Source organism: Turicibacter sp. H121, from assembly GCF_001543345.1.
Lineage (GTDB): Bacteria > Bacillota_I > Bacilli_A > MOL361 > Turicibacteraceae > Turicibacter > Turicibacter bilis.
This window is the reverse complement of sequence record NZ_CP013476.1, coordinates 2,125,001-2,148,831: the sequence shown is the minus strand read 5'-3', so window position 1 is coordinate 2,148,831 and position 23,831 is coordinate 2,125,001. Positions and strand designations below refer to the sequence as shown.

Sequence of the window (23,831 nt, the reverse complement as noted above, 5' to 3'; positions counted from 1 at the left end):
TTTAATCTTTACTCATTTCACTTTTTCCTTTATACAGAGACTGTTAGAAATAGTAAACTATTTACCATATAGTCTGAACTGATTGTTTCCTTAATAACATTTAGACTTCTTAAACAAATGAAATTTCTAGTAAAAAATCGATTAAATACATCACTTTTTTATTCCTCAATAGATTTTAAAATTTTGGCCGGATTTCCTGCAACAATGACGTTTTCTGGTACATCTTTCGTTACCACTGATCCCGCTGCAATAATCGAATTATCACCGATACTTACACCTGGTAAAATGACACAACTTCCACCAATCCAGAAATCATTTCCAATCGTAATTGGAATCCCATATCCATCTTTATTACGTCGTTTTGGTGCAATATTATGACCCGCTGTGTATAGGCTTACATTTGGACCAAACATGCAATTATTACCGATTCGAACCTCTGCCATATCTAAAATAGTACAATTAAATCCAGCATAAAAATTATCTCCTACATGAATGTTTATCCCTAAATCGCAGTGAAAATTATCTTCAATACATGGGCTACTTCCAACAGTTCAAAATAACTCACGAATCAGGATTTCCTTTCCTGCATCATCTTCCAAATCATGCGTATTTAACGCACGAACTAGCTTTGCTGCACGTAGACTCTTCTCACGTCATTCTTCTGCTCCACGAATATAATAAACTTTCTCTTTCATGATTTCACCTTCTTATCGAATCTCTTCCTTATTGTAGCATATCACGATGCCATTATCTTTTAACCCCCTTCCTATGCAATCATTCTCACATTTAAACTAATCTTTAGAAAATAATAAAATTAATTTGTTATTTTGAACTTTAGCAGGTTTCCTGACTAAATAGGATTTTTATGACATTATATTCGCCCCATTCCTTCAAAAATGAATCTACTTTTGAGTTCTCCTCTTTTTCTATCAAATATAAAAAGGATAATCTCAACAGTAGGATTATCCTTAATATCTTTTTATTTTTTAAATTTTAACGTTAGTTTCATTAAATCACCATCGATTACTGATTCGAATACGCCTCGTTGTTGTTGAACTAATGCTTCTAATGCGGCTACTAACTTCACATCTACCTCATCCTTTAAGACACTACGTGTGACAAGAATAACTGTTTGATCTTCGCAAATCATTTCTAAATACACACGAGAATGTGGTAAAGCCTCATCTGCAATTCCACCTAATAACGTCTCCATTAATAGCTTCATTAAAGCCTCATGACTTGTAACAAAAATCATCTCCTTTGGGAATCTCGTTTTTACCTCAAGCGAGGCAAAGCGTTCCTCAAATAATACCATCGTATCTGAAATTAATTTTGTCACATTAACGGGTTGTAGTGGTTGATTTAAATCACAAAGATTCATCAGCGAATCTAACTGCTCAATGACTTCATCGACACCTTTAACTTCTTCTAGGCGTGGTTTCATCTCACTCAATGTGTCCCTAAATAATGCTAACTGTGAGGTGATGACCGCCACACGTGGATCTTCCTCAATCACCACTTTCTCCTCAACCATCGTTTTCGTCACAACTTTTGGACGACGCCAAAGCCAAATCAGCTGTCCTAAAATCGTATGACGACGAATCATCTGCCACGGACCAATAATAAAGAATTCTTTCAGATAAAGAGCATGAAGCGTGATAACCCCTATAAATCCACCCCAACAGATTAAATTGATAGCCGTTACTATCCATTGTGCACGATTCATTCCAAAATAGTAATCGATCGCTTCTAACAAATAACCAGATTGAGTAAAAATTAATAAAAATGGTGCTCCTATCACTGCAAAACACGTTCCGATCACAAATAAAAACCTTAACTCTAGCGGTACCACCATAAGTCCACGAACAATGGCTAAACGTTCAAACCAAGCAAATGGTACGATAAACGTGATTAACACGATAATAGCAGTTCCTACAATTAAATAAGGAATCACTGCTATCACATAACCTTCTTCTAGATGGTACTGTAATTGATTCGCAAAAAAACTATGACTCGAAAGTTCTTTAGGTACTCCGAAAATCATGCTCATGTCTTTTGCTTGATAATTATAAAACACATCATAATCGTTTAAAAATTGTTCAGTTGAGACACGATCCCCACCATAAATCTGCTTAATCGCTACTTTCCCTTCTTGATCAAATTCAAACGCTACGACATACTGATACTGCGATTTAAGTTCCTCTGATGAAATTTCTAAATCTCCCTCTAAGACTTGGGCTAATAACACCCCATCTCGTTCTAATGTTTTTTCACCAGTTGAACTCTTCACATAATAATCTAAATCATTCCCAAAAAGATTAATCCAATCTCCACCATACTCCACATCACTTGGAACCTCATCACGAGTCATGATATCTCCCGACATCTCAAATCCTAAATACTGTACCCCATCCGATAACGAATCTAAAAAACTATACGATTCAAAAAAGTTTCCTGCCCAACGATTCGCTTGAGTTTTCATAGTTGGATATTGCGAATAAATTCCGATCGCACCTCCAATCACCATCACGGCTAAAACTAACCACGCGATGACTTTTTGACTTCTATTTAAAATTGCCTTCACCAAAGCACCACCTTTCATCAAACTCCGCTCTAATGAGCTTAATTACATTTTAATCTTTAAATCTTAATAAAAAACTGTCATAAATCTTAAAAATTTCTTAATATTCACCCTCATTATACACGAAAATCATTTTTTACCAAACTAAGAATTAAATTTCTTCTCTCTAATAAAAAAAGATGATCTCTAACGATAGAAATCATCGACTATATAGAAACAGACTGCTTCTTATCTATTCACTATTTCACAATAAAGTGATACATGACAGCTACGACTAAACCGATTGTCATCATATTTCGTAACACATAACCAAAGCTCACACGCTCTTGTCCATACTGATATTCTCCTCTTCGTTGCATCCTAACTACACTCCCTTAACTTTTCATTACGCATGATAAAAATGATTAGCCTTAACCATCTCACCTACAATTATACATAAAAAATGACGATTTCCAACAAAAGAAATCATCATTTCGCAATTATTGTATAATGAAATGAAACATAACCGCTACCACTAGTCCGATTGTCATCATATTTCGTAATACATAACCAACACTCACACGTTCCTCTGCATACTTATATTCCACTTTTCGTTGCATTTTGCATCGCACTCCCTTAACTTTATACAAACCGATAAATAATCTAGATATAAATAGAATTATTTTTTATCTTTCTAAGTCAGTCTTAGTACTTAAAGCTTTTGAATACTAAGGCATCCTAGATTCTATCTCTACAGAAAATTTATCGTGGCTTATATAATCGATACCCCTGATATATACTTAAAATCTTAAAATAACCTAATGATAATTCTTAATAATTTCTTAAGGTTCAGCCATATTTCAAATAATCTATAATTTCTTCTTCAAGAAATACTCTAAATGACCTCTTGGGCAATCTTCTAATACTCCAAAAATTTCATAACCACACATTAAATAAAAAGCCTTCGCTTGAAAATCAAACGTTGACAAATGAACTAAATACCCACCTAATGCCTTGGCCACCTTTTCAGCCTCTGCTAACAACTGACTTCCATACCCTTGACGACGATACCTTGGATCAACCCACAACACATCTACATACAACACATGCCAACATACAAGTGTTGCCAAAACTCCTGCAATAACTTCACCGTTTTCATTCTTCAAACAATGATTTACTGGAATAAATGGATTCGTCTGCAAAAAAGGCTCCCGCGAATGATTATAAGCCATCAATGCTTGATCGATGTAGTTCACCTCTTCATGAGTTGGAATTTCTAATAACACCTTTCTCATCCTTTCTTTTGTACCTTTTTATACCAATCAGATAACGTTACCCCCTCATACTCAACCTCAAAACAAAGCCCACCTCGAAACAGGCGTAACGTATCCTCTCCATTAAACATTAATATCTGTACTAGATCATCTCCATCATACAACTCATAAAACACCGCCGGTGCCAATAATAACTCATCATCCCGAACAAGATCCCCCTTTTTTGCGGTGTCAAGAATCTCAACTAACTCTGCAACGGACGATGGATCATTGATAACAACCGACACTTTACCAAGCGTTGAGGTCTCATCATTTAACACCACATGCACTCGATCAATCGAACAGGCACCGTCACTAGCAACCTGACTGCATCCTCCTAAAAACAAAAGCACCGCAACACTAAACCATCCTTTTTTCATTCCGTCGCCTCCTTACTAAAGTTTAATCACAACACTATCAAAATATGAAAAAAACTGTCCTCTCATAGACAGTTTTTAATTTGTAACCGATTATAAAATTAGTAATGACGTCGATATATTTTATCAGACAAAATCTCTAAGTTTGCAGCCATTCACATACTATCATTTTCATAGTATTATCTTATCCATAATCCAATAAAGGATTATCATTTAGAAACTAATTTTTTTACACGATCCTGATAATCAGTTGGGTTCTCTCCACAAAACTTTTTAAAGACGCGATTGAAATAAAGTTGATCTTTGATCCCTACTAATTGAGCCACTTCTTTGACCATAATATTTGGACTTTTTAATAACTCTTTCGCCTTATAAATCCTTAACTCATTAATATAACTATTAATTGTTTTCTTTGTCTCCATTTTAAATAGTCGACTCAAATATGCTTCATTTAAACAGGCAAACACTGATAAATCTTGAAGCGTAATGCGCTCATCATAATGCTCATGAATATAATTTAAGATAGATTGAATCTCTGGCCGATAATGTGATAACTCTTCAGCAGCAATAACAGGCGACACATCACCTGGAACATCATTTTGAAATAACTTCGTACATGAAATTAACTTATCTGTTGAATCAATCAATAATCGCTTAGATGCCTGTAACTCTGCCCTTAAATAAGTTTTAATATTTTTAACAATCCTGAGCCAATGATCCATTAACACTTGCTCTTCAACAATCGTTCGTTCATATAAAGCCACTAAAATTTTCTCCTGAGTTAGATGAAGAACATCATGATCATACTTTTGAAACTCCTCTGCGATAATGGCATCAACATATAAAAACTGTCTTAATTCAATCGGTTGTTGAAATCTTAATCGATACAAACTTAATCGAGGCTCAAAGAGATGATACATCTTCACATATTGAGATAACTGTAACTCATTATAATAAACATCCCCTGTTAAAACCGTTGTTAAAAAAGTCTTACGTCCAATTTTAAAATTATCTATTTTAAGTCGCTTTTCCTCCTCAAGTGCATGCTTTTGTAATAATTGCTTTTTTACTTGTTCTGAAACGAGCTCAATCATTGAGATAATGTCTGCTTCTTTTACATTGGTTTTCACATAGTAATCTAGCGCACCAAGCTTCATTACTTCACGACTCAAATCATAATCACTATGATTACTTAACACAATCACTTTCGTCTGATATCCTCGACTTCTGATTTCTTCAATTAACTGCAAACCATTCATTTTAGGCATTTCTAAATCCGTTAATATTAAATCAATTGGTTGCTGTGCCATGACCTCTAATGCTTCCATTCCATTTTCACACGTTGTTACAACCTGACAATCATACTGTTCCCAGTTCACAATACTCTGTAAATAGACACGAACAACTTGTTCATCATCGACAATTAAGATCTTTAACAAAGGATATTCCCCCTACCTATTTTGGTTTTGGTATCTTAATGATGACTATCATTCCTTCATTAAGGTGACTCACACTCATGTAAACATGATAATTGTATGCATTCAATGACATTAATCATTCCTATTGATGATCATCTACCAGCTAACTTTCCTTTTGCCTTCTTCGATCATAGCACTCCCGCTCCAATATCCTTCATTAACACCCAAATCGAATCTAACCTGCTGCGAACTTTTATCATAACTTTCAAATGACTTGATTTATTTAATCCATGTAGCAAACGATTTACTACCATCAGATGCAAAATAAACTTCGGCATATTATTGCCTAAACACGCTTCATCTAAATCGAGCTCAGACATAAACAAATCCCTATAACGCCTTCGCTAAATTAAAATCTACTCCTCCAGGGTTCTTTAATTGTAGCCTTTTCCTTCATATCACTAATCGTTCTGCCCAATAATCATGAGAGTCCCCCAATTTCCTCAAATGGACTTCACTTCCAACATCGTGCTTATCCCTATCATCAAATTTAAATTACTAAAGAAGAGACGTGAATTAGGCCTTATCCTATCCTTCAAGTTAAATAAATATCTCTAATCCCTTATACTCACAATCAGAACTGTGCTCATCAATGACATCACTTCAACAAATCAATTCTAAAGCTTATACCTTAAAAATCCATTTTACCCTCTTATCATATAACACCAATGTAAACTGGCATAAGCTTACCTCAACCCTGTATCCATCCTCTCTCGTATAATAAGTTTAAGCCCTTCATTTAGGGCATGAATTGTTCTTTGAAAACTGAATGAGTTTTCTTTACCTAAATGATTCATTTAGTGATCTCTTTTTGTCTCAGATACCCTCGGACGTTCCATCATATAGGTAATGGAATTGGATCCATCAGGAATATACTTTTTCCTCCTGTAGTTCGACTACATTTGAAGACTGTGACCCAGACCCAAACTGTTCGGCATACGCACAAGCTGTATCAACTCCTTCTATGTTCCTCTTCTTAACAGGGTTGAGGGCAGCACTCATAGTTGGGGTCTTTAGAATACTTATACGCGAGGTTGTCGCCACGTTTGGGACCCTAGGGATGTCCAGCCGTATCCGAGTTTATTCCAAATTCATTCAAAAGAAAGGAGGTCCCTTCCATGAAATTATTTGTCGGTATTGATGTTAGCTCTGAAAAACTTGATGTTTGTTTTCTTGATAGTTCAGACACGACGTTAAAAGAAGTTACCCTTCCTAATAACATTAACGGTGCCTCTTCTATCAAAGAAGATGTTCTCCAGTTTCACCAATCATTTAACTATGAAAAAATCGTGATTGGAATGGAGTCTACTTCGATTTACAGTTTTCATCCTGCAACTTTTTTATCTGAAGATCTTGAACTAAAATCCTTAGGTCTCGTTGAAGTCGTTATCCAAAACCCTAAGTCCATTCATCGTTATAAAGGGCTTTTTGAAGAAGATAAAAACGATCGAATTGATGCCTTTCGTATTGCCGACTTCTTACGTATTGAACGATTTAATAAGACAGTTTTAAAAGAGGAACGCTATGTCGCTCTTCAACGTCTGACTCGTTCGAGATATCAAATGGTTCATCAACTCACCGAATGTAAACAGCACTTTCTTGAGAACCTTTACTACAAGTGTAATACCCTCTCTAAAGAGCTCGATACCTCTGTTTTTGGTGCGACCATGCTCGATCTTCTTTCTGATGCACTAACCCTCGATGAAATGGCCGAAATGGAGTTAGAAGATTTAGCTAACCTTCTACAAGAAAAAGGTCGAGGTCGTTTTAGTGATCCACAGAAATTAGCTAAAACCATTAAAAAAGCTATTCGTGATTCTTATCGATTGGGTAAAGTCGTTCAAGAATCAGTAGACATGGTTTTAGCGACTTATGCACGATTAATCCAAACGTTGAAAAAACAGATTAAAGATTTAGAAAAAAGCATTGTGGCGCTCTTTGAAATTGTAACAGAAGCCCAATGTTTAAAAAGTATTCCAGGTATCGGTATTGTTTATGCCGCCGGTATTGTCGCTGAAATCGGTCAAATTGAACGTTTTGAAAATGAAGCCCAATTAGCCAAATATTGCGGTCTCTACTGGAAAAAAATCAGTCTGGAAACTTTGAATCGGAACGTACACCACTGACACGAACAGGCAACCAATATCTTCGGTATTATATGGTTGAAGCTGCCAACTCTATCAGACGACACGAAGATACTTACCGCTTGTATTACCAGAAAAAATACGATGAAGTTCCGAAATTTAAACACAAACGAGCCCTCGTCCTAACCGCTAGAAAATTAGTGCGTTTGGTGGATACGCTGTTACGTAACCACCAACTCTACACGCCGGAAAGGAGCGTATCACTCAAAAGCTAACTGATTGCTTTTGAATCCTTTCTGTCTGGCGCTAGGCTAAATTTTTAAAAAATTAGCCGAGGGTCTAGTTCAGTGCGCCCAACTTTTAAAAATCTTTATCTATTTTTTCAATCATATACTTGACTTAATACCACAAGTCTTCTTTACTTTTCCTAATTATACCACAATAATAAAGCGCTTTCTATATTAGAGAGTCTAAAATAGTCGTATATTTTCACTTAATTAATAAAAATAAACCTTAATCAAACAACAATCTAATAGAGTAACATCAACTACCAGCATGACCTGGTTTTATAAATGAACTTTCTCTAATATATAAGTCTCGATAAGTTTTTCACAATATAAACTCTTAGAGCCCTAGTAATAGCGACTTATTTCACAAGTGAAACTGCTCGGTCACTCATCCCATTAAAAGGAAACTTACATCAAGACAAAATTAAAAATATGAGTTTGATACTCAACAAATTGAAGGAAATAATAAAAGGACTGCCTCAAAATGAGATAGTCCTTTTTATCATTCACAATTACTTAATAATTCAATTAAGCGATTCCCATTTTCTTCAATCCAACTCGATTGCTCAACAAGTTTTACAATCTGCTTACTTAAAAATTCACCTTTTCCTACAATTTCCGAGGAAATATTACGTCGATAACGTACGATAAAATGCATGACAACATCTAGTCGACGAAGTAAAATTAATGACGGTAAAACCTCAGTCTCTTCCTTCGTTAATTGCAATGATTGTTTTAATCCTTCGATAAACGCTTCTAACCTCGGCCAAACTTCATCCTGACCTTCAGATAAAATCTCAGACAAACAAATCGCAATCTCCATCGCTCGTAAATCTTTCGTCACAAATTCAAAATCTAAAATGCGTGAAATCATTCCCGCTTCATCCATCAACAAATTTGACGAGTTAATATCCCCATGAATAAGTTGTTGAGGTAACGTCTTAAATCTCTCACTTAAGTTCATTAAGTCCTCATAAACTCTCTCAACCACTTTTAACTCCTCATGTAATGATTCAAACTCTTCGTATGGATGTTGACAAAACTCACAGATTTGATGGTTAGGATATGCCTCATCTAACTCATAATACGGTGAATAGCCCTCTTTATCAACCTCTAACTTTCCTAACGCGCGACTTAGCTTTCCAATCATTTCACCATAATTTTTGTATTGATCCAGCCTCTCTAATTTTAAATTAACCCCCTCCTGATACTCAAATAGTACCGCAATCTTATCATACAAGCGTACTAAATAATCCCCTCTCATTGTCGGCACTAAAACAGGAACTGGGACTCCTTTAATCCTTTTTAAAATCTCTTGCTCGACTTGAACCAAGTTTTCATCACTATGATTTTGATACACACGTAACACATATTTTTTTCCTTCATGTTCAATGAATCGAGTCAAATTATTCATACCCGATGCACCCTGATGAATCTGACAGTCACTTAGAAAATAACAAGCTAAAATCTCTTTTAATTGATTTAATTCCATGACTTCTCCTCCTAAAATATCTTCATTATAACATAGAAAAAATCACTAGTTAAACTAGTGATTTTTGTTTATAAAACTTTCGCTAAAAACTCTTTTGTACGTTCATGTTTTGGAGCAGTAAATAACTGTTCAGGCGTCGTATCTTCAAGCACTTGTCCTTGATCAATAAAGATTGCACGTGTCGCCACTTGACGAGCAAACCCCATCTCATGCGTCACAATGACCATCGTCATGCCACCTTCTCCTAACTCTTTCATCACATCTAAAACTTCCTTCACCATCTCAGGATCTAATGCCGAAGTTGGTTCATCAAATAACATTAACTTTGGATTTAATGCTAATGAACGAGCGATGGCCACACGTTGCTTTTGTCCCCCTGATAACTTCGATGGATACACATCTATTTTATCGGCTAAGCCTACACGTGTTAATAAATTAAACGCAATTTCCTTAGCTGATTGATCATCCATTTTCTTCAGAAGTTTTAAAGCTAACGTAATATTTTCACCAACCGTTTTATTCGGAAATAGGTTAAAATTTTGGAACACCATCCCGATATGCTCACGAATTTCATTTAAATTCGTTTTGGGGTCTAACAAATTAGTTCCTTCAAACAAAACCTCTCCCGCTTCTGGAACTTCTAACAAATTCATACAACGTAATAAAGTCGATTTTCCCGATCCAGATGGTCCAATAATCGTTACAATTTCCCCTTCTTTAATTTCTAAATCAATCGAATGCAAAACTTGTTTTCCGTGGAAATATTTTGATAATTGATTAATCTTAAGCATCTTGGTCTAATCTCCTTTCAAATACTGATACTAGCTTTGAGCATACTGATGTTAAAATGAAATAAATGAATGCAGCTACAATATAAACCCCAAATGCATTATAAGTTGCTGCCGTCACCTTATCCGCATTATACATTAAATCTGCCAACCCAATCACTGAAACAATTGCTGACTCTTTAATAATGACAACAAACTCATTTCCAAGCGCCGGCAAAATATTTTTAATCGCTTGTGGTAAAATGATGTGCTTTAACGTCTGTTTCTCACTTAATCCAAGTGATCGTCCTGCTTCCATTTGTCCTTTATCAACGGCTTGAATTCCAGCTCTGAAAATTTCTGCCACATATGCCCCTGAGTTAATGGCTAATGCAATAGCTCCAATAATAAACTCTGCTGGAATTGGTCCCACAGGTTTTAGCCTAATATGGAACAACTGAGGAATTCCAAACCAGAAAATAAATAACTGAATCATTAACGGTGTTCCACGGAAAAAGGCAATATAAACATCAGCTAACTTATTTAAGATTTTCCCAAAAAATCCTTTATTATTAAATCTTGTAATGGAAACTAACACTCCTATCAATGTTCCAAAAAGCACTGTTAATAAGGCTAATAAAATAGTGACTCCTGTTCCTTTTAAAAACATAGGATAGTAATCAATAATAAAATCAAACATCTCTTCACCTACTTCATTTCTTTAATTATTCATTCGCAATTTTCATTGCTTCTTCTAACATTTCTCCAAGTGTCCCATCTGCTTTTAACTTCGCAATGACTTCATTGACTTTTGCTGTTAACTCATCTGATCCTTTCGGAAGAGCAACAGCCATTGCCTCTTCTGAAGAAATTGTGACATCTGAAACAACAACATTATCAAACTCTTCAGCGTAACGATCCGCAATATCTTTTCCTAGAATAACAGCATCTACATTCCCATTACTTAACTCTAAGACAATTGATTGAGTCGTAGCTAATTCTTTGACACTTGATGTAAATGACTCTGCAATTGGGGTTTGAATACTTCCTAACTGAGTTCCAATTTTAATATCTTTTAAATCAGATTCTGTTTGATACTTAGCTACATCATCTTCTCTAACTAATACTGCATTCTCACCAGTGTAATAGAAATCTGAAAAATCAACTTGTTTAAGACGTGTTTCATTTGGAGACATTCCTGAAATCACCATATCCACTTGCCCTGACTGTAAAGCACCAATTAACGAGTTAAAATCCATGTTTTTAAATTCTACTTCTACCCCTAATTCCTCTGCAATTTTTTCAGCTAACATCACATCAAAACCAACTAATGTCTCTTTTCCATCAATCATTTTGTAGAACTCAAATGGAGGATAATCTCCTGATAATCCAACTAATAACGTTCCCTCTTTTTCGATATCTTCAATTGAGATTCCCTGTTGACCACAACCAACAACACCCACTAACATTAGCATTAAAACCATTAACATCTTTTTCATAATTTTTCTCCTCCTTATTTTCTCTTTCATTTAATTTGACCTTTTTCGACAAACAAAAAAGACCGCCTCTTTAATCAAGAGGCGATCTTTTACCGCGGTACCACTCTTATTGATACATTCTATTACATCAATTAAAATGGCATATGTTTATAAAAAAAAGTCATCTCTTATAAACATAAGAGACGACCTACTGACCGCGTTACCACTCTAATTGATACAACAAACTTGTATCCACTCTGCTCTGTAAGGGGAGTACCCAATTATCATACTCTATACTCATGTATATTTGTGATAATTTCCATAGAAGGGCGTTTCACACATAAGAACTGACTAGACTCTCACCAACACTAGCTCGCTTGGCAGTTGACCTTATGGCTACTTTCTTCGTCAAAGGATTTATTCAAATCAAATTGTTAGTTACATTTTAAGGCACGATATTTAAAAAATCAAGAGCTTTTTTTAAAATTTTTTTCTGGAGCCTTCTAAGAAATTTTACCACATACTTCCTATTAACCATAAAAATCTTACAACCTTAACATCACTTAAAAGCGTTGTCATCATGATGAAAACAATGATTGTATCCCCACCACAAATCTCTTCTTTTACCTTCGAAAAAAGAGACATCATGCCTCTTTTTCACCCTTAAAATATTTTTTATGTTTGATTATTAACGTCTCTTATTTGCTTTCGTTAGATGAGTTAAAAATATAAATTTTTCCATATCTCGTAAGAAGGCTGGTCATAAATCTATAATAATATGACTCCCTAAATTCCAAATCATTGGAGTCTATTCCCCCTCTGACATATACTTTCTACCTTCTTCTTTAAGTGCATCTAAATCGAGTTTAATCAGTTCTTGAATCAACCTTCGTCTGACCTTCACATCCTCATACTGCTCAATAATCTGTTGCCTTATCACGCCCAACAGATGCACATATTCCTCATAACTATCATCATATTTTTTTTCCAACTCCATCCGAATCTTTTTTGACAATGATGGACTTTTACCGCCGGTTGAGACACTTAAAAGTAAATCGCCTCTTTTCACATATGATGGTACTGTGTAGTTAGAAAGACTAACACTATCAACTACATTCACAAGTTTTTGATGGAGATGACAATACTCCTCAATAGCTTGATTAATCACTTGATTATCCGTTGCTGCCACTACCATCTGAGCATGTTGAATATATTCTTCTTTATAACTATCCCAGATTAATTCCACATTTTCTAGTTCATAAAATAATTCAATAAATGATGGTGCCACAACCTTAACCGATTTATTAAACTCGCTAAAGTTTTTACACTTTCGATAGGCTACTTCTCCTCCACCAATCACCACAATTTCAACATGATTCAACTCTAAATTAATTGGATAAAGCATCGTAAAAACCTCCCTCCTAACAGACTTAAAAAAGCTGACTACCATTTATCGTAATCAGCTTTTTTTATGCCATACACTTATTTCATCTCTTTTAACATCTTCGCTAAATCTTTTGCAAAATAAGTAATGATAATATCTGCTCCAGCACGCTTGATTGACATCACTGATTCATAAATCGCCCCTTCAGCTAAAATCCCGTTTTTCACTGCTGATTTTAACATCGCATATTCCCCACTCACATTATACGCTGCCAATGGTAAATCAAAATGATCTTTTACACGTCTAATGACGTCTAAATAAGAAAGAGCTGGTTTGACCATTAAAATGTCTGCCCCTTCTAAGACATCTAACTCTGCTTCTATTAAAGCTTCATTCGAATTAGCAGGGTCCATTTGATACGTTTTACGATCCCCAAATGCTGGTGCTGAATTTGCCGCTTCTCGGAATGGCCCATAGAACGTTGATGCATATTTTATACTATATGACATAATTCCGATATTTTCAAATCCTGCCTCATCTAATCCATCACGAAGTGCCTTAATTCGACCATCCATCATATCTGAAGGTGCCACCATATCAGCCCCTGCTTTCGCATGACTAATCGCAATTTTAGTTAAATAGTCTAAAGTCACATCATTTTTGACATAACCTTGTTCATTTAAAATTCCACAATGGCCATGACTCGTATACTCACACATGCAAACATCCGTAATGACATTCATCTCTGGATCCACTTCTTTAATACGGCGAACGGCACGTTGAATCACACCATTCTCATTAAAGCCTTCACTCCCACACTCATCTTTTTCATGATCATGAGGAATCCCAAATAAGATGACGTGCTCAAGACCTAACTCTCTTAACTCCTTAATCTCATCTTCTAACCTATCAACTGAAAAATGATACACATCGGGTAGTGATGAAATTTCTCGTTTAATCCCTTCACCTTCAACAATAAATAATGGGTAAATAAAATCTTCTACATTTAACTTCGTTTCTCTCACTAAATTTCTAATTGCCTTATTTGCTCTTAAGCGTCGTGGTCTTCTTAACATAATTCAAACCTCCAAATTACTCAACTACAATGGCTTCCACAATCTTCTCAATTGTTGCCTTTTCTGCTTCCTTATATACATCAACATTCAAATCTCTCGCTGTTTTTGATGTGACAGGACCAATCGAAATCACCTTAGAATTTTTAATTTTATCTAAATTTTCTTCTCCAATAATCTCTACAAAATTTTTCACCGTTGAAGAACTTGCAAATGTAATATAATCCACACGTTCTTGATTTAAAATCTCTAAGATTTCATCCTTCTTACTGAGATCAATCACACTCTCATACGTATGAACTTCTTTAACTTCACAAATTTCTCTTAATTTTTCCACTAAGAAATCACGAGCATTCTTCGCTCTTGGAATTAAAATTTTATCTTCAGACGTTAGCTGTTCTTTTAATGCTTCATATAACTCTTCTGCAACAAAACGCTTCGGTATAACATCCGCTCTAATTCCTCTTGCTTTAATCTCTCTTGCTGTTGCCGCTCCAATCGCACAAACCTTTACATGAGCAAGGGCTCTTGCATCCAACTCCATCTCATCTAATTTATCAAAGAAAATATCAACCGCATTCTTACTCGTTAACACTAAATACGTATAATCCTTTAATTGACGGATTTCTTGCTCTAATGCCACATTATTTTCAATCTTTTCAATCTTAATCGTTGGAATCTCAATTGGGTTCCCGCCTAAATCCATAATCTTCTCAACTAATGAACTACTTTGTGTACGACTTCTTGTTATCATGATATTTTTCCCAAACAACGGCTTATTCTCAAAGAAATTCAACGTCTCTCGTAAATTCACAACCGATCCCACCACAATTAATGTCGGTGGCTTTACCTTTTCTCTTACCGCTGTTTCATGAACCTCATCAAGCGTTGAAATAATCACTCTTTGATTTGGTCGCGTCGCCCAACTAATTAAAGCCACTGGCGTATCTTTCGGCTTCCCCTCTTTAATGAGGTTCTCACTAATCTTTTTCAAATTAGCCACTCCCATTAAAAATACAAGCGTCCCTCCCGTATTCGCTAAAGCATTCCAATTAATTTCAGGATTTTCTTTATCATCCGCTCTTAAATGACCAGTAACGACATGAAAAGATGACGCATGGTCTCGGTGGGTAATTGGAATTCCAGCATAGCAAAGCCCACCAATCGCAGACGTAATTCCCGGAACCACTTCAAAATCGATACCTTCAGCTTTTAAAACTTCACCTTCTTCTCCACCTCGACCAAATACATAAGGATCTCCCCCTTTAAGGCGTGTGACAATCTTTCCTTCCTTCGCTTTATCCGCAATGACGCGATTAATCTCTTCTTGCGGAAGTGTATGCTGACTTGATGCCTTCCCAACATAAATAAACTCACAGTTTGATTTTGCCTCTTTTAAATAATTAACATTAGCTAATCGATCATAAACAATAACATCTGCTTCCCTGATACAGTCTAACCCTTTTAACGTTAATAATTTATAATCACCAGGACCTGCCCCTACAAGGTATACTTTACCCTTCATAATTCTCATACTCCTTTAAGACTAATTGGGCTAACTCAACTCCAAGATCAATCGGAGATTCTATACTTCCTTCTAATGTTTTAATAACCAATTTACTTCCCTCTTCATTTCCATACAACCCTGTTAATTTCAACTGATCACCAACAATCTCACAATAAGCTCCCATAGGAACATGGCAACTTCCATTAACACCAATTAAAAAACCTCGTTCAGCAGCTACTCGAACTTGTGTCACTTCATCTTTAATACTATTAACTAAACTCTCAATTTCTAAATCATTCTCACGAATCTCAATGGCTAGTGCTCCTTGTGCAGGGGCTGGAACCATTAAATCAACAGGGAAATAGTAACTGATTTGTTCAGTCATTCCTGCTCGAATCATCCCTGCTGCTGCAAGGACGATTCCATCTAAATTTTCATCTTTAATCTTTTGAATACGTGTATCAATATTCCCTCGAATTGGAACAATCTCTAAATCTGGTCGATACTTTAATAATTGATACTTTCGTCGCTTACTACCTGTCCCAATTTTAGCACCTCGTGGCAAATCATCAATATTCTTGTAACCCTCTTTTAAAATTAAAACATCACGTGGATCTTCTCTTTCAGGCGTTCCAGCAAATCTCAACCCCGCAGGTAAAGTGGAAGGCATATCCTTCATACTATGTACCGCAATATCGATTTCTTTATCTAAAAGTTGTTGCTCAATTTCTTTAACAAATAATCCTTTATCGCCAATTTTATCTAAAGATAAATGTTGAATTAAATCACCTTTCGTTTTAATAATCTTTACTTCAAATTCAACCTGTGGGTTTCGCTCTTTTAATTGATCAATGACCCAATTTGTTTGTGTAAGAGCCAACTTACTTCCTCTTGTTCCAACAACTACTTTCATCATGAATCTCCTTGTATATCGATCTTCTGTACTAATTTCTTTACTATAAGTATATCACTGTTTCATAAACTCATATTTAACTAATTGATAATATTTAATGATTCTAGACATTTCAGCGCACGCTTCACAAATATCTCTTGTATCTTAATATTTTCTCCTAATCCTTGAAGATGAACCTCAACCTCAAATCCTTCTCCTTCCAATACATTCCTCCAAGAATCTTTTTTATCACCAGTCATATCCTTGACCGCATGATAGCCCGCAACTAACATAAGTGGCATTAAATGAACCCCTCTTATATTCTGACAATGCAAATTCTCAATCACCTGTTCTAACTTTAAGTCCCCTTCTAACGTTGCTACATAAGCATTGATTCCATGACCTATTATCATAGACTCTATTTTTGAATACTGTTCATTTGATTGAGTCATCGTACCGTGTCCCATAAATACTAACGCTTCATTTTCTTTCAAATCAGGTAGCTGATCCTCAATCGCCTCTACAACCTCATCATAATTTTCATGATCTACTAGTAAAGGCTTCCCTAAAACAATCTTCTGGAATTTAGATTTATATTGTCTGACCACTTCGCTTAACTCCTGATACTCCTCCCCACAAAGAATATGAAGTGATTGAACAATTACCTCTTGGTACCCCTTTTTATATAAATTTTCTAAAGATTGCTTTGGGGTATCGATATGGATTCCATCCTTGATTTTTATCTTTTCAATGATCTTATCTGAAGTATAAGCATGATAAAAATCATAATCACTTAAACAGTCATGTATTTTCTTTTCACATGCTCTAATGGTTTTATCTCGTGTTTCTTTATAACTTGTTCCAAAACTTACGACGAGTACTGCTTTGTTCATACTTAACCTCCTTATTCATCATCTATTTACTACCTTACTTAGTCGGTTCTATAATATTTGGTGTGGGTGATTCCCACACTTCTTTTATTTGGAATAAAAAATAAGTATAAAAAAAGAGACATCACGTCCCAAATTCTATACCATGTAATTGACCAAAAAAAACACGAAAGGATTGGGTTTATGTCTCACAATAATTGTATCTTAACTTTACTCGATTTAAAAGATAAAAATATTACTTTTTCAGAAAATTGGATGAAAGATGTTCAGATTAACGGGATCCGCTCTAAGGTGATTTCTGGTATCCTCTCTTTTCAACCGACCCATTGTTACAACTGTGGTCATCTCTTTGACTCACAAATCATTAAACACGGCTTCAAAACCTCTCGTATTAAGATGATGAAACTCTCTGGCTTTGATACCTATCTCGATTTAAAAAAGCAACGCTATAAATGCCGTCATTGTGATCGTACCTTTACGCTTAAAACCTCTCTTGTAGAATCTATTTGTGATGCTTCTAATGGGAAGTTAATTGATATCGTTGAAGACCGTCGTCTAAGCACTTTAAAACCTTATTTCATGCGATTTTCTAAGGAGGCCCGTGAAGGTGTAACTCACGTTGTTATTGATATGTATGCTCCGTATATGACACTCATTAAAGAGGTGTTTCCCAACGCTAAAATTGTTTTAGATAAGTTCCACGTCGTTCAACTTTTATCTCGTGCCCTCAATAAAACTCGTATTCGTTTCATGAACCAAAACAAAGAGTTCTACAACAAATTCAAACATTACTGGCGCCTTTTATTAAAAGCGCAAGAGGATATCCATTCTACCCACTACTTCTATTCTAAATGTTTCAAAAAATATATCTCTCAAAAGGAAATCGTCGACTTTTTACTCGCTTTAGATCCGGAATTAAAAGCGACTTATAACTTCTATCAAACCATCAAACAGGCCATCAAACTTCGCAACTTTGATGCTTTTCATCATGCCATTCAAAACCCCTCTGACTTACTTTCACCTGAAATGAAAACAGCTTTAAAAACATTAACTAACTACCAAGATTATATCAAAAATACGATTGAAACATCTTATACCAATGGAGTGCTTGAAGGGATTAATAACAAGATTAAAGTGATTAAACGCATGGCCTTTGGATACCGTAGTTTCTATCATTTCAAAGCTAGAATTTTGATTATCCATAAGTACACCTTTGAACAAAAAAATAAAAGGAATCAAACTGCTCAATGAGCAGCTTAATCCCTCACGATTACAGGTATAAAATTTCTTCACCCACACCAGTTGACAAAGAGCCACTTAGTCTATCTAAATAAAATCGAATTTATTTTTGAGAAAAAAATTAACCTAGCCAAATGGCTAGGTTTTTTTGTTATACTTATTCTCAAATGTTTTATGATAAATCTCTTTAAATGATGTAAAATAGAGGATTTTATTTCGTTTAATATTATTCTGCTATTATAAATTATGTGCAACTTTTAATGCTTCATAATTAGCTGCGATTGTTTTTTCAATATCTTCGTCAGTATGAGCATTCGATAAGAACATTGCTTCATATTGACTAGGACCAATTAAAATCCCTCGCTTTAGTAGCTGGGCAAAATACTTATTAAACTTTTCTATATCACATTTTTTTGCATCATCATAGTTCTCAATAGGACCTTTAGCAAAGAATAAGCATACTAGAGAACCTGCTCTAGTCACAGTATAATCTAAATCTAATTTTTCTAAATTAGTATTTATTCCATCCTCTAATTTTTTAGCTTTTCTCTCTAATTCAGTATATATTTGAGGATTATCTCTTAAGATTTCTAAATTCTTTTTCCCCATATACATCGCTAATGGATTCCCAGATAGAGTTCCTGCTTGATAAACAGGCCCAATAGGAGAAACGACACTCATGATTTCTTTTTTTCCACCGTATGCTCCAACAGGAAGACCAGCACCTATAATTTTCCCAAAGCAAACCATATCTGGATTAACACCAAAATAGGCTGGAGAACTATTATAACTTAATCTAAATCCAGTAATAACTTCATCAAATATTAAAACTGCCCCATACTCAGTACATACTTCTCGTAGTAATTCAATAAATTCTTGTTTACCTTTAACTAATCCCATATTTCCAGAGATAGTTTCCACGATGACTGCCGCAATCTCATTCCCTTCTTCTTTAAAAATTTCTCTTACGGCATCTAAGTCATTATACTTACAAACTAATGTATGTTTAACAACATCATCTGGTACACCTGGACTTGTTGGAACCCCATAAGTAATCGTTCCTGAACCTGATTGTACTAGTAGAGAATCGGAATGACCATGATAGCATCCTTCAAACTTTAATATTTTGTTTCTTCCAGTATATCCTCTTGCCACTCGTAATGCACTCATAGTTGCTTCTGTCCCAGAGTTAACCATACGAACTTGATCAATGGCCGGATAAGCCTCAACAATTATTTTTGCCATATCAACTTCTATTTGAGTAGGAACTCCATAGCTTGTTCCCTTTTTGATAACCTCTTCTATTCCCTCACTTAATTCTTTTGGAGAATGACCTAACATCAGAGGCCCCCATGAACAGATATAATCAATATATTCATTACCATCTACATCATAAATCTTACTTCCATGTGCATGATCAACGAAAATAGGACTTAAACCTACTGATTTAAATGCTCGAACGGGGCTATTAACACCGCCAGGAATATACTCAACCGCTTCTTTGTAAATTTGTTCTGACTTTTCATTTATCATATAGGTACCTCCACAGGTTAAACTTCAAATAATTCTTCGATTAATTTAATATACTCGTCTCTTTTTCCTTTATCTTTAACTTGCTTTAATTTAACAATGGGCTCTCTAATTAATCGCTTAAGAGCAGACTCCATCATGCGATCAACTAATTTCTGTTCTCTTACATCAAGATTTAATTTTCTAAATAAATATTCTAATGAACCTTCTTTAATTTCAAGACATTTTTCATTTAATGACTTAATAGTAGGATCAATGTTCGCTGATTCTAACCATTCTATAAATTCATCAATTTTTTCATGAATTATTTGATATCCTATACCTGCTAATTCATTTCTTTTGACATCATTTTCATCATGAATTTTCTTTAAATCATCTATATCATAAACTACCACATGGTCAAGGGTATTAATATTAGGATCAATATCCCGTGGGAGTGCAATATCCATCATATATATCCTATGATTTAATGTTGGCATTTTATCTAATTTTAATACTGTATGAGGAGCAGCAGTAGCACTAACAACGATATCAACATTTTGTAAGACTTCATACCTTTCATCATATTGAATAGGTATGACATTTTGAAATTGATCGCTTATGTTACTAACTTTACCGTGACTTCTATTAGCTAGGTATATATTTCCTATTCTTTCTTCTTGAAGATAAGTCATTGTTAGTCGACTCATTTTACCATATCCAATTATCAATGCATTTTTATTTTGTAAGCATCCAATTTTTTCTTTTAAAAGTTTCACACCAATGTAACTAATAGAGAGTGGCTGTTCAGAAATCTTTGTTGTCGTTTTAATCTCTTTTGCAGTAGTAACCGCCTCTCTAAAAAGTTTATTAAAAACTTTTTTACTTGAACCCAATTGCATAGCAAATTCATGTGCTTTTTTTACTTGTCCTAAAATTTGATCCTCACCCAATACAATGGAGTCTAAGCCAGCTGTAACCTCGAAAATATGACTGACTGCGTCTCTTCCTATCTTTGAAAATAAATAGTTCTTAATTTCTTTCTCATCAAAAAAATCTTCATAAAAATTAGCTAGAAGATTTATTTTTTCCTGTATATTTTCACATCTAACATAGATTTCACTTCGATTGCATGTAGATAGTATAACAATTTCACTTATATCTTTATCTAATAAGGAGTTTATAGCCTCTATCTTTTTTGTATCTGTAAATGATACTTTTTCTCTTACACTAATGGGTGCCGAATTATGATTGACTCCTATAACTCCTATATTCATAGCTGACCTCCAACAATAATTCTTGATTTATTATCCCATAATAGTATACCCCAATTAAAGTTCATTTGTAAATTTGCATATAGAAAGTTCATGATATTAATTCTAAACATCTATAAATTTTAATTTCTAAATAATCGAGTTTAAAATACCTCTAGATAACAAAAAAAATGCTCTTTAAGCATCTTCATAAATTATAAAAAAAGCACTCAAAGAGTGCGACTATTCGAATTGGAGCGGGTGAAGAGAATCGAACTCTCACAGTCAGCTTGGAAGGCTGAAGTTCTACCATTAAACTACACCCGCATATAGGTTTGGCCCAGCGACGTCCTACTCTCGCACTTGCGTACTACCCTCGGCGCTAAGGAGCTTAACTTCTGTGTTCGGTATGGGAACAGGTGTGCCCTCCTTGCCATCATCACTAGACCATTGAAAGATGTTGTTAATCTTCCAAAACTAGATATCTTCTTCAGTTTCTTTGGTTAAGTCCTCGATCGATTAGTATCAGTCCGCTCCATGTGTCACCACACTTCCACTCCTGACCTATCAACCTCGTCGTCTTCAAGGGATCTTACTTCTTTCGAATGGGAAATCTCATCTTGAGGGGGGCTTCACGCTTAGATGCTTTCAGCGTTTATCCCGTCCACACGTAGCTACCCAGCTATGCTCCTGGCAGAACAACTGGTACACCAGCGGTGTGTCCATCCCGGTCCTCTCGTACTAAGGACAGCTCCTCTCAAATTTCCTACGCCCACGACGGATAGGGACCGAACTGTCTCACGACGTTCTGAACCCAGCTCGCGTACCGCTTTAATGGGCGAACAGCCCAACCCTTGGGACCGACTACAGCCCCAGGATGCGATGAGCCGACATCGAGGTGCCAAACCTCCCCGTCGATGTGAACTCTTGGGGGAGATCAGCCTGTTATCCCCGGGGTAGCTTTTATCCGTTGAGCGACGGCCCTTCCATTCGGTACCGCCGGATCACTAAGCCCGACTTTCGTCCCTGCTCGACTTGTAGGTCTCGCAGTCAAGCTCCCTTCTGCCTTTACACTCTTCGAATGATTTCCAACCATTCTGAGGGAACCTTTGGGCGCCTCCGTTACTCTTTGGGAGGCGACCGCCCCAGTCAAACTGCCCACCTGACACTGTTCCCTGACCCGATAAGGGCCACGGGTTAGAACCCCAGTGACACAAGGGTAGTATCCCAACAGCGACTCCACCAAGACTGGCGTCCTGGTTTCTTCGTCTCCTACCTATCCTGTACATGTGCCACCAGTGCTCAATATCAAGCTACAGTAAAGCTCCACGGGGTCTTTCCGTCCTGTCGCGGGTAACCTGCATCTTCACAGGTACTATGATTTCACCGAGTCTCTTGTTGAGACAGCGCCCAGATCGTTACGCCTTTCGTGCGGGTCGGAACTTACCCGACAAGGAATTTCGCTACCTTAGGACCGTTATAGTTACGGCCGCCGTTTACTGGGGCTTCAATTCAAAGCTTCGCTTGCGCTAACCTCTCCTCTTAACCTTCCAGCACCGGGCAGGCGTCAGCCCCTATACATCACCTTGCGGTTTAGCAGAGACCTGTGTTTTTGATAAACAGTCGCCTGGGCCTATTCACTGCGGCTTGCTTTCACAAGCACCCCTTCTCCCGAAGTTACGGGGTCATTTTGCCGAGTTCCTTAACAAGAGTTCTCTCGCTCATCTTAGGATTCTCTCCTCGCCTACCTGTGTCGGTTATCGGTACGGGCACTTATTAAATTAACCCTAGAAGCTTTTCTTGGAAGCGTGACGTCAGTTGACTTCGCCATTCGGCTTCGGCATCACAGCTCAATGTTATGCCATGCGGATTTGCCTACATGACCACCTCACTGCTTACACGTGAATCCAATCACACGCTCAACTTAGCCTTCTCCGTCACTCCATCAGTTTAATAAGTGGTACAGGAATATCAACCTGTTGTCCATCGGCTACGCCTTTCGGCCTCACCTTAGGTCCCGACTTACCCAGGGCGGACGAGCCTTCCCCTGGAAACCTTAGGCTTTCGATGGATAGGATTCTCACCTATCTTTCGCTACTCACACCGGCATTCTCACTTCTAACCGCTCCACAGCTCCTTCCGGTACTGCTTCACCGCTGTTAGAACGCTCTCCTACCACTGACTCTAAAGTCAATCCGCAGCTTCGGCGGTCCGTTTAGCCCCGGTACATTTTCGGCGCAGAGTCACT

18 protein-coding genes, 1 tRNA gene, 2 rRNA genes, 1 pseudogene and 1 other annotated feature (1 of these 23 cut by a window edge) are annotated in these 23,831 nt (G+C 36.3%); of the genes and pseudogenes, 2 read left to right on the top strand and 20 right to left on the bottom strand.

Going from position 1 to position 23,831, the window contains the following annotated elements; genetic code table 11:
* Window positions 1-158: 158 nt before the first annotated feature.
* The 6 genes from AT726_RS13480 to AT726_RS10260 form a co-directional block, all read right to left on the bottom strand.
* A complete protein-coding gene (locus AT726_RS13480; protein WP_144436966.1) occupies window positions 159-443 on the bottom strand; it encodes a DapH/DapD/GlmU-related protein in 285 nt (94 codons plus the stop codon).
* A 536-nt stretch (window positions 444-979) separates the two neighbouring features.
* On the bottom strand, window positions 980-2,584 hold the full coding sequence (locus AT726_RS10280; protein ID WP_068759519.1) for a hypothetical protein: 1,605 nt from the start codon (window positions 2,582-2,584) through the stop codon (window positions 980-982).
* A gap of 845 nt (window positions 2,585-3,429) precedes the next feature.
* On the bottom strand, window positions 3,430-3,846 hold the full coding sequence (locus AT726_RS10275) for a GNAT family N-acetyltransferase (RefSeq protein WP_201023057.1): 417 nt from the start codon (window positions 3,844-3,846) through the stop codon (window positions 3,430-3,432).
* Window positions 3,847-3,851: 5 nt separating this feature from the next.
* A complete protein-coding gene (locus AT726_RS10270) occupies window positions 3,852-4,253 on the bottom strand; it encodes a hypothetical protein (protein WP_055244659.1) in 402 nt (133 codons plus the stop codon).
* A 206-nt stretch (window positions 4,254-4,459) separates the two neighbouring features.
* Window positions 4,460-5,689 (bottom strand): response regulator transcription factor, encoded by a 1,230-nt coding sequence (locus AT726_RS10265; protein WP_068759517.1) that lies wholly within the window; start codon window positions 5,687-5,689, stop codon window positions 4,460-4,462.
* Between the two features lie 167 nt (window positions 5,690-5,856).
* The gene (locus AT726_RS10260) at window positions 5,857-6,048 is read right to left on the bottom strand and encodes a hypothetical protein (RefSeq protein ID WP_068759516.1); all 192 of its coding nucleotides are present in this window, start codon (window positions 6,046-6,048) and stop codon (window positions 5,857-5,859) included.
* A 798-nt stretch (window positions 6,049-6,846) separates the two neighbouring features.
* Between AT726_RS10260 and AT726_RS10250 the strand changes: the two are divergent.
* Window positions 6,847-8,087 (top strand): annotated as a pseudogene (locus AT726_RS10250) (IS110 family transposase).
* 514 nt (window positions 8,088-8,601) lie between these two features.
* Here AT726_RS10250 and AT726_RS10245 read toward each other — a convergent pair.
* The 9 genes from AT726_RS10245 to AT726_RS10205 all read right to left on the bottom strand — a co-directional run bounded on the left by AT726_RS10245 (window position 8,602) and on the right by AT726_RS10205 (window position 17,585).
* A complete protein-coding gene (locus AT726_RS10245; protein WP_068759514.1) occupies window positions 8,602-9,591 on the bottom strand; it encodes a phosphotransferase enzyme family protein in 990 nt (329 codons plus the stop codon).
* 68 nt (window positions 9,592-9,659) lie between these two features.
* Complete coding sequence (locus tag AT726_RS10240; RefSeq protein WP_055244650.1) at window positions 9,660-10,382, bottom strand: amino acid ABC transporter ATP-binding protein; 723 nt, start codon at window positions 10,380-10,382, stop codon at window positions 9,660-9,662.
* Window positions 10,375-11,058: an amino acid ABC transporter permease gene (locus AT726_RS10235; protein ID WP_055244647.1), complete on the bottom strand. Its 684-nt coding sequence runs from the start codon at window positions 11,056-11,058 to the stop codon at window positions 10,375-10,377. Before AT726_RS10235 ends, AT726_RS10240 begins: the two co-directional genes overlap by 8 nt.
* Window positions 11,059-11,083: 25 nt before the next feature.
* Window positions 11,084-11,857: a transporter substrate-binding domain-containing protein gene (locus AT726_RS10230; protein ID WP_055305839.1), complete on the bottom strand. Its 774-nt coding sequence runs from the start codon at window positions 11,855-11,857 to the stop codon at window positions 11,084-11,086.
* 175 nt (window positions 11,858-12,032) lie between these two features.
* Window positions 12,033-12,257, bottom strand: a binding site (T-box leader).
* Between the two features lie 387 nt (window positions 12,258-12,644).
* Window positions 12,645-13,241, bottom strand: coding sequence for a precorrin-2 dehydrogenase/sirohydrochlorin ferrochelatase family protein (locus AT726_RS10225; protein WP_068759513.1), 597 nt, complete (start codon window positions 13,239-13,241; stop codon window positions 12,645-12,647).
* A 77-nt stretch (window positions 13,242-13,318) separates the two neighbouring features.
* A complete protein-coding gene (hemB, locus tag AT726_RS10220; RefSeq protein WP_055244643.1) occupies window positions 13,319-14,296 on the bottom strand; it encodes a porphobilinogen synthase in 978 nt (325 codons plus the stop codon).
* Window positions 14,297-14,312: 16 nt separating this feature from the next.
* Window positions 14,313-15,818, bottom strand: coding sequence for a uroporphyrinogen-III C-methyltransferase (cobA, locus tag AT726_RS10215; protein WP_068759512.1), 1,506 nt, complete (start codon window positions 15,816-15,818; stop codon window positions 14,313-14,315).
* Complete coding sequence (hemC, locus tag AT726_RS10210; RefSeq protein ID WP_055305843.1) at window positions 15,808-16,713, bottom strand: hydroxymethylbilane synthase; 906 nt, start codon at window positions 16,711-16,713, stop codon at window positions 15,808-15,810. Before hemC ends, cobA begins: the two co-directional genes overlap by 11 nt.
* 80 nt (window positions 16,714-16,793) lie before the next feature.
* Window positions 16,794-17,585 (bottom strand): sirohydrochlorin cobaltochelatase, encoded by a 792-nt coding sequence (locus AT726_RS10205; protein WP_055305844.1) that lies wholly within the window; start codon window positions 17,583-17,585, stop codon window positions 16,794-16,796.
* A 180-nt stretch (window positions 17,586-17,765) separates the two neighbouring features.
* Here AT726_RS10205 and AT726_RS10200 point away from each other — a divergent pair, with 180 nt between their 5' ends.
* The gene (locus AT726_RS10200) at window positions 17,766-18,833 is read left to right on the top strand and encodes an ISL3 family transposase (protein WP_068759511.1); all 1,068 of its coding nucleotides are present in this window, start codon (window positions 17,766-17,768) and stop codon (window positions 18,831-18,833) included.
* 225 nt (window positions 18,834-19,058) lie between these two features.
* Here AT726_RS10200 and hemL read toward each other — a convergent pair whose 3' ends face one another.
* From hemL to AT726_RS10175, 5 genes are all read right to left on the bottom strand, one after another.
* The gene (gene hemL, locus AT726_RS10195; protein WP_055275882.1) at window positions 19,059-20,354 is read right to left on the bottom strand and encodes a glutamate-1-semialdehyde 2,1-aminomutase; all 1,296 of its coding nucleotides are present in this window, start codon (window positions 20,352-20,354) and stop codon (window positions 19,059-19,061) included.
* Window positions 20,355-20,371: 17 nt separating this feature from the next.
* The gene (hemA, locus tag AT726_RS10190) at window positions 20,372-21,607 is read right to left on the bottom strand and encodes a glutamyl-tRNA reductase (RefSeq protein WP_068759510.1); all 1,236 of its coding nucleotides are present in this window, start codon (window positions 21,605-21,607) and stop codon (window positions 20,372-20,374) included.
* Window positions 21,608-21,836: 229 nt separating this feature from the next.
* Window positions 21,837-21,910, bottom strand: a tRNA-Gly gene (locus AT726_RS10185).
* Window positions 21,911-21,921: 11 nt separating this feature from the next.
* Window positions 21,922-22,030 (bottom strand): 5S ribosomal RNA (gene rrf, locus AT726_RS10180).
* Window positions 22,031-22,082: 52 nt separating this feature from the next.
* Window positions 22,083-23,831, bottom strand: a 23S ribosomal RNA gene (locus AT726_RS10175) (it continues 1,142 nt past the right edge of the window).

What these genes read in the sequence shown, in the direction of transcription:
- AT726_RS13480 (WP_144436966.1), bottom strand. Translation starts at nt 443, where the DNA reads ATGGCAGAGGTTCGAATCGGTAATAATTGCATGTTTGGTCCAAATGTA.
- AT726_RS10270 (WP_055244659.1), bottom strand. Translation starts at nt 4,253, where the DNA reads ATGAAAAAAGGATGGTTTAGTGTTGCGGTGCTTTTGTTTTTAGGAGGA.
- AT726_RS10260 (WP_068759516.1), bottom strand. Translation starts at nt 6,048, where the DNA reads ATGTCTGAGCTCGATTTAGATGAAGCGTGTTTAGGCAATAATATGCCG.
- AT726_RS10245 (WP_068759514.1), bottom strand. Translation starts at nt 9,591, where the DNA reads ATGGAATTAAATCAATTAAAAGAGATTTTAGCTTGTTATTTTCTAAGT.
- AT726_RS10240 (WP_055244650.1), bottom strand. Translation starts at nt 10,382, where the DNA reads ATGCTTAAGATTAATCAATTATCAAAATATTTCCACGGAAAACAAGTT.
- AT726_RS10235 (WP_055244647.1), bottom strand. Translation starts at nt 11,058, where the DNA reads ATGTTTGATTTTATTATTGATTACTATCCTATGTTTTTAAAAGGAACA.
- AT726_RS10230 (WP_055305839.1), bottom strand. Translation starts at nt 11,857, where the DNA reads ATGAAAAAGATGTTAATGGTTTTAATGCTAATGTTAGTGGGTGTTGTT.
- AT726_RS10225 (WP_068759513.1), bottom strand. Translation starts at nt 13,241, where the DNA reads ATGCTTTATCCAATTAATTTAGAGTTGAATCATGTTGAAATTGTGGTG.
- hemB (WP_055244643.1), bottom strand. Translation starts at nt 14,296, where the DNA reads ATGTTAAGAAGACCACGACGCTTAAGAGCAAATAAGGCAATTAGAAAT.
- cobA (WP_068759512.1), bottom strand. Translation starts at nt 15,818, where the DNA reads ATGAAGGGTAAAGTATACCTTGTAGGGGCAGGTCCTGGTGATTATAAA.
- hemC (WP_055305843.1), bottom strand. Translation starts at nt 16,713, where the DNA reads ATGAAAGTAGTTGTTGGAACAAGAGGAAGTAAGTTGGCTCTTACACAA.
- AT726_RS10205 (WP_055305844.1), bottom strand. Translation starts at nt 17,585, where the DNA reads ATGAACAAAGCAGTACTCGTCGTAAGTTTTGGAACAAGTTATAAAGAA.
- AT726_RS10200 (WP_068759511.1), top strand. Translation starts at nt 17,766, where the DNA reads ATGTCTCACAATAATTGTATCTTAACTTTACTCGATTTAAAAGATAAA.
- hemL (WP_055275882.1), bottom strand. Translation starts at nt 20,354, where the DNA reads ATGATAAATGAAAAGTCAGAACAAATTTACAAAGAAGCGGTTGAGTAT.
- hemA (WP_068759510.1), bottom strand. Translation starts at nt 21,607, where the DNA reads ATGAATATAGGAGTTATAGGAGTCAATCATAATTCGGCACCCATTAGT.